This window comes from Kitasatospora sp. NPDC038210 (genome assembly GCF_055600605.1).
Genome location: NZ_JBVJYK010000071.1, coordinates 1 through 5,282 on the forward strand (window position 1 = coordinate 1; position 5,282 = coordinate 5,282).

Annotated in this window: 3 protein-coding genes and 2 pseudogenes; all 5 read right to left on the bottom strand. The window is 71.1% G+C overall.

What is annotated here, in order from left to right; translation table 11 throughout:
• Positions 1-161, bottom strand: a pseudogene (locus tag ACZ7KX_RS42485) (ATP/GTP-binding protein); the annotation flags it as partial.
• Entirely contained in the window at positions 142-801 is a 660-nt protein-coding gene (locus ACZ7KX_RS42490; protein WP_470331312.1) for a DUF742 domain-containing protein, read from the bottom strand. The gene ACZ7KX_RS42490 and the pseudogene ACZ7KX_RS42485, both read right to left, overlap by 20 nt.
• A 161-nt stretch (positions 802-962) precedes the next feature.
• Positions 963-1,376 carry a roadblock/LC7 domain-containing protein gene (locus ACZ7KX_RS42495; RefSeq protein ID WP_030248297.1) on the bottom strand — a complete coding sequence of 138 codons (414 nt, stop codon included), beginning with the start codon at positions 1,374-1,376 and terminating at the stop codon, positions 963-965.
• A gap of 10 nt (positions 1,377-1,386) precedes the next feature.
• Positions 1,387-4,734 carry a nitrate- and nitrite sensing domain-containing protein gene (locus tag ACZ7KX_RS42500; RefSeq protein ID WP_470331313.1) on the bottom strand — a complete coding sequence of 1,116 codons (3,348 nt, stop codon included), beginning with the start codon at positions 4,732-4,734 and terminating at the stop codon, positions 1,387-1,389.
• 446 nt (positions 4,735-5,180) lie between these two features.
• A pseudogene (locus ACZ7KX_RS42505) lies at positions 5,181-5,282 on the bottom strand (ATP-binding protein); the annotation flags it as partial.

Below are 5,282 nucleotides of genomic sequence, written 5' to 3' on the forward strand. Positions count from 1 at the left end.
GCGGAGGCCGAGGTCATGACGGCTTCGGTGCGCAGGGGGTTGATCTCGGAGACGGCGCCGACGAGCGTGGTCTTGCCGACACCGAAGCCGCCCGCGACGACGATCTTCGCGGAGGTGGTGGCGCGGGTGGGGGCGGCCGCGTTAGAGCTTGCGAAGTCCACTGAGGACCCTTTCGAGCAGCGTGACGTCGGGCTGGTTTCCGGATTCGCCGCCGGAAGCGGGCTGGTGGATGGCGACCAGGCCGGCCTCGGCCAGGTCGGCCACGAGGATGCGGGCCACTCCCAGGGGAAGGGAGAGCAGCGCCGAGACCTCAGCGACGGATTTGACCTCCGTGCACAGCGTGCAGATCCGCTGGTGCTCGGGGAGCAGGGTGGCCAGGCGCTGCGGATCGACGTCGGCGGAGACCAGGGCCTCCAGCGCGAGTTCGTAGCGCGGCCGGGTGCGACCGCCGGTCATCGCGAACGGACGGATCAGCGGGCCGGCGTCGGGCTCGTCCTCGAACTCCTCCACGTGCCCGGGCTCCTGGGCCGGCCGGTAACCGGGCGCCGGGTCGGGCACCGGTGCCGGGTTCGGGTAGCCGGGCGCGGGGGCACCGTAGGAGGGCTGCTGCTGGGCGTACTGGTCGTACTGGGCGTACTGGCCGTACTGCTCTTCGGGCCGGGCGTACGGCTGCTGGGGCTGACCGTACTGGTGCCGGCCGTACTCCTGACCGTGGCCGACGCCGGGAGATCCGAAGGCGTCATGGCCTGTGCCAGGGTACGGAAGACCGTACTGGCCGCTGCGGTCGTCGGGCGGTGTCACGGTTCCTCTCCTCACAGGGTGCGGCGGTGCGGTTCGGGCTTCGGAGCGAGTCCGGAGCCGGTGGTGCGAAGGCCGTACAACGTCCGAACCCGAGCCCGCCGAAGCGGGCCCGGGAAGGACGCGGAGGTACTTCGAATACCTGGACGGTATCCGACGAACCGTCAGTGCAGGAGACTGCCCTGGAGTTCCGCGCGAAGTGCGGGGGTGAGGACGGCGCCGGCGCGGTCGACGAGCAGGGCCATCTCGTAGCCGACGAGGCCGATGTCGGAGTCGGGGGCGGCGAGGACGGCGAGGGCGGAGCCGTCGCTGACGGCCATGAGGAACAGGAAGCCCCGCTCCATCTCGACCACGGTCTGGTTGACCTCGCCGCCCTCGAAGATCCGGCTGGCGCCGGAGGTGAGGGAGGTGAGGCCGGAGGCGACGGCGGCGAGCTGGTCGGCGCGGTCGCGCGGGAAGCCCTCGGACATGCACAGCAGGAGGCCGTCCGCGGAGACCACCACGGTGTGGGACACCCCGGGGGTGTTGTCCACGAAATTGGTGATCAGCCAGTTCAGGTTCTGTGCGGCCTGGCTCATCTGAGTCAACTCAACGCTCCTGGTGGTTCGAGCCGCCGAAGAGATCGGTGCTGCGGTTCTGTCCGTTGCCGGACTGGTCTACCTGATCGGGGTCGATCCGGAAACTTCCGGTGTTGCCGGCGCTGCGGCCCTGCTCCACACCGCGACGCAGGTTGGTGAGGCGGCCACGGACCTCCTCGGGGCTGCGGGAGACCTGCGGCCCGTCCTGCGGGGTGGATTTGGCGTTGCCGGGCACCAGGTTCTGCTTGGGCACGCGCCGCGGCAGACCGGCGCCGGTGGTGCCGGCGGAGGAGGGTTCGCGCAGCTGCTCGGCCCGCTGCCAGTCGCCGTCGTTCGGCGACTGCCAGGGGGAGCTGGCGGTCGGGCCGGTCGGGCCGTAACCGCCGAGCGAGGACACGTCGTGGCCGCGCGACTCGTTGGGGGACGAGTTGTCCTTGGCACCGGCGAACCAGTTCGGGCTGTCGCCGGTCGGCAGGGCGCCGGGCGGGGCGCTGCCGGGGCCACCGCCCGCCAGCTGCTCGCCCGGGCGGCGCTGCGGCAGCCCGGACGCCAGGGTGGGGGCGGGCCCGGCCGCGGGCAGCGCGGGCTGCTCCGGGGCGTACGGGTGGCCGGCCGGGGCGTCCTGGGCCTGACGGCCGTACGGGTCGGCGTAGCCGTCCTGCTGGTAGCCCTGCTGGTCGTAGCCGTACTGGTCGTCGGCGTACTGCTCGTCGGCGTAGCCCTGCTGGTCGTAGCCCTGCTGCGGGTACTGGTCGTAACCGTCCTGGGCGTAGCCGTCCTGCTGGTAGCCCTGCTGGTCGTAGCCGTACTGGTCGTCGGCGTAGGCGCCCTGCTGCTGGTAGCCCTGCGGGGCGTACTGGTCGTAGCCCTGCTGGAACTCCTCCTCGACCTCGGCGTCCACCACCGGCGAGTCGGGCCCGCCCTCCAGGGCCGCGCGGCGGACCTGGTCGAGGCGCTGCGAGCGCTGGACGGACTCCAGGGCCGGGCTGAAGCCGCTGGACCCGGAGTTGCCGATGCCGGTGAGGTGGTCGTCGAAGCCGAGTTCGGCGGCGCTGCGGGTCGGGGCGTCGGGCGCCCACGGGGAGGTCGGCTCCTGGTCGGCGAAGATCCGGGAGACGGTGAACTGCTCCTCGGGCTCCGGCGCGGCGCCGCCCTGGGTGACGAACGGCGGGAGCATGACCAGCGAGGTGGTGCCGGCCGACTCGCCGGAGGGGCGGAGCTGCACGCGGATGTCGTGCCGCTGGGACAGCCGGCCGACCACGAAGAGGCCCATGCGGCGGGAGATGGTGGCGTCGACCGTGGGCGGCTCGGCCAGCTTCTCGTTGATCTCCGCGAAGTCCTCGGCGGTGAGGCCGATGCCCTTGTCGTGGATCTCGACCAGCACGCGGCCGTCCGGCAGGCGGGTCGCGTTGACCAGCACCCGGGTCTGCGGGCTGGAGAACGAGGTGGCGTTCTCCAGCAGCTCGGCGAGCAGGTGGACGAGGTCGGTCACGGCGGCGCCGACGACGTCGACCTCCGGGATGCCGGCGAGCTCGACGCGCTCGTACTGCTCCACCTCGGACGCGGCGGCGCGGAGCACGTCGACCAGCGGGACCGGGGTGTTCCAGCGGCGGCCGGCCTCCTCGCCCGCGAGGACGAGCAGGTTCTCACCGTTGCGGCGCATACGGGTCGCGAGGTGGTCCAGCTTGAAGAGGTTCTCCAGCTGGTCCGGGTCGGCCTCGTTGTTCTCCAGGTCGGTGATCAGCGCCAGCTGGCGCTGGATCAGGCCCTGGCTGCGACGGGACAGGTTGGTGAAGATCGCGTTGACGTTCCCTCGGAGCAGGGCCTGCTCGGCGGCGAGCGCCACGGCCTGCTGGTGGACCTGGTCGAAGGCCCGGGCGACTTCGCCGATCTCGTCCTTGCCGTGCAGGGGGATCGGGGTCACCGAGGTGTCGACCCGGTCGGGGTCGGTCTTGGAGAGCTTCTCGACCAGGTCCGGCAGGCGGTGGTCGGCGATCTCCAGGGCGGCGCTGCGCAGGGTGCGCATGCCGAGGATCATCGAGCGGGCGACGTAGCCGGTGAGCAGGCCGGCCAGGATCAGCGCGGCGACGACGATGATCGTGTTGAGGATGGCGTCGTAGAGCGCGTTGTCCTTCAGGTTGCGGGAGTCGGTGAGGACGTCGTCCAGCAGCGCGACTTCGGTGTTCCGCAGGGCCTGGATGTGGGTTCCGGCGGCCTGGTTCCAGTTGTCCGGGGTCAGACCGGCGGCCTTCGCCTCGGCGAACGCCGCGTCGGCGTTGCTCTTGCCCTTCAGCTGACCCTCGGCGGCGGCCTGGCTGTACGCCGCGGCCAGGTTCAGCAGGCCCTGCATGGTCGGCGCGGTGCCGTTCGGCATCTTGTACGCCGAGCGGTCCTGGGCGGTGGACAGGGCGACCTGCGCGTCCGCGTACTTCTTCGCGTCCTCGGGGGCGCTACCGGTGTTGAACTCGTTGAGGGAGACCTGCTCCAGCTTCTCCGAGACCAGGATCTGCTGGGTCGCGTCGGAGTTCTCGTACCGGGTGGTGCCGTTCTGCGCGATGCCGACCAGCAGGTGCAGCATCAGCGCGCGCTGGGTCGAGGCGGAGGCCTTGGCCAGCGACATCGCGTAGATCGCGCGGCCCTTGCTGGTGGCGTTGGAGGAGCCCATGCCGACCGAGTTGTCGTAGGCCAGCAGGGGGGCGTACAGCGCCGAGTAGGCGCTCGCGGTCGCACTGAGGAACAGCTCGGGGCTGTAGGCGTTGGCCCGCAGGTGCGGCAGGTCGACGACCATGGTCTGGAAGGCCTCGTGGCGACGGGGCAGCTCACCGGACTTGTCGGAGGCCGCGTAGGCGGCGTTGTACGCCTTCAGCGCGGCGTCGGTGTCGGCGCGGCGCTTGGTGACCTCGTTGTTCGGGTCCTGCTTGGTCAGCAGGGGTATGAGCGTCTTGTCGCGCTCGTTCTCCAGCGCCTCGGCGAGCTCGGTCGCGGCCTTGGCCAGCTCGGCGGTCTTCTCGGCGCGGGACGCCTTGATGTAGCCGTCGACCGAGGTGTTCACTCGCAGACCGCCGAAGACGAGACTGATGATCACGGGGATCAGCAGGATCGCGATCAGGCGGGTCGGCACGCGCCAGTTGCGCGGACGGAGGAAGTCGTACCGGCCGGCCTCGCCCTCGCCGCCCTGCGCGCCGCCCTTGCCGGGCGGTGAGGCGATGCTCGGGGGAGTCGGGGACGGTCCGGCCTGGGGGCGTTCCTCGGTGGGAGTGAACGCGGAGAATCCGGCCGGGCCCGCGGGGGTACCGTTCGGCTCGCTCTGGCGGGGCTCGGAGCGCCGCTGCGGGGCGGGTTGCTGCTTACGCCTCACTCGACAACTACCTCTCGGCCGACTGCCGGCCATGGATCAATCCAGCGCTACCCCCGGGCCCTGACCCGTCACCGGACGAACCGAGGCGAGAGAATCAGGGGTAGCTGGAATTTCAGCACGTGCAGGGATGGGGAACAAACAGCCGCTGTCGGGCGCCCGCGTCGGCACAATTCGGACAATCACCGACATGGCGGAGCAAAACCGTGGTGATCTGGCGCTGAGTGACGCTGATTCGCCACACTGCGTCATTGTTGATCACAAAATGCCTACCGAACTGTTATCCGCTGCTTATACACGGGTCTTGCGCGGGCCCCCGGGAGGACACCGGCCGGTAAGCGCGGCGGCCCCGTCGGCCCGTTGCGGAGACGGGCCCACGGGGCTGCTCGGTTCCGCTCGCCCGTGCGTCGGGCCGCGGGTCCGGGGACCCGCGGCCCGACGCCTCCGACTCAGCGGAGTCGGGCGAGCAGGGCGTGTTCGACGAGGGTGATGAGGGCGCTCTTGGCGCTGTCGCGGCGGCGGGCGTCGAGGGTGATGACGGGGGTGTCGGC

Excerpts from the sequence above, each read along its gene's own strand:
- ACZ7KX_RS42495 (WP_030248297.1), bottom strand. The coding sequence starts at position 1,376 with ATGAGCCAGGCCGCACAGAACCTGAACTGGCTGATCACCAATTTCGTG.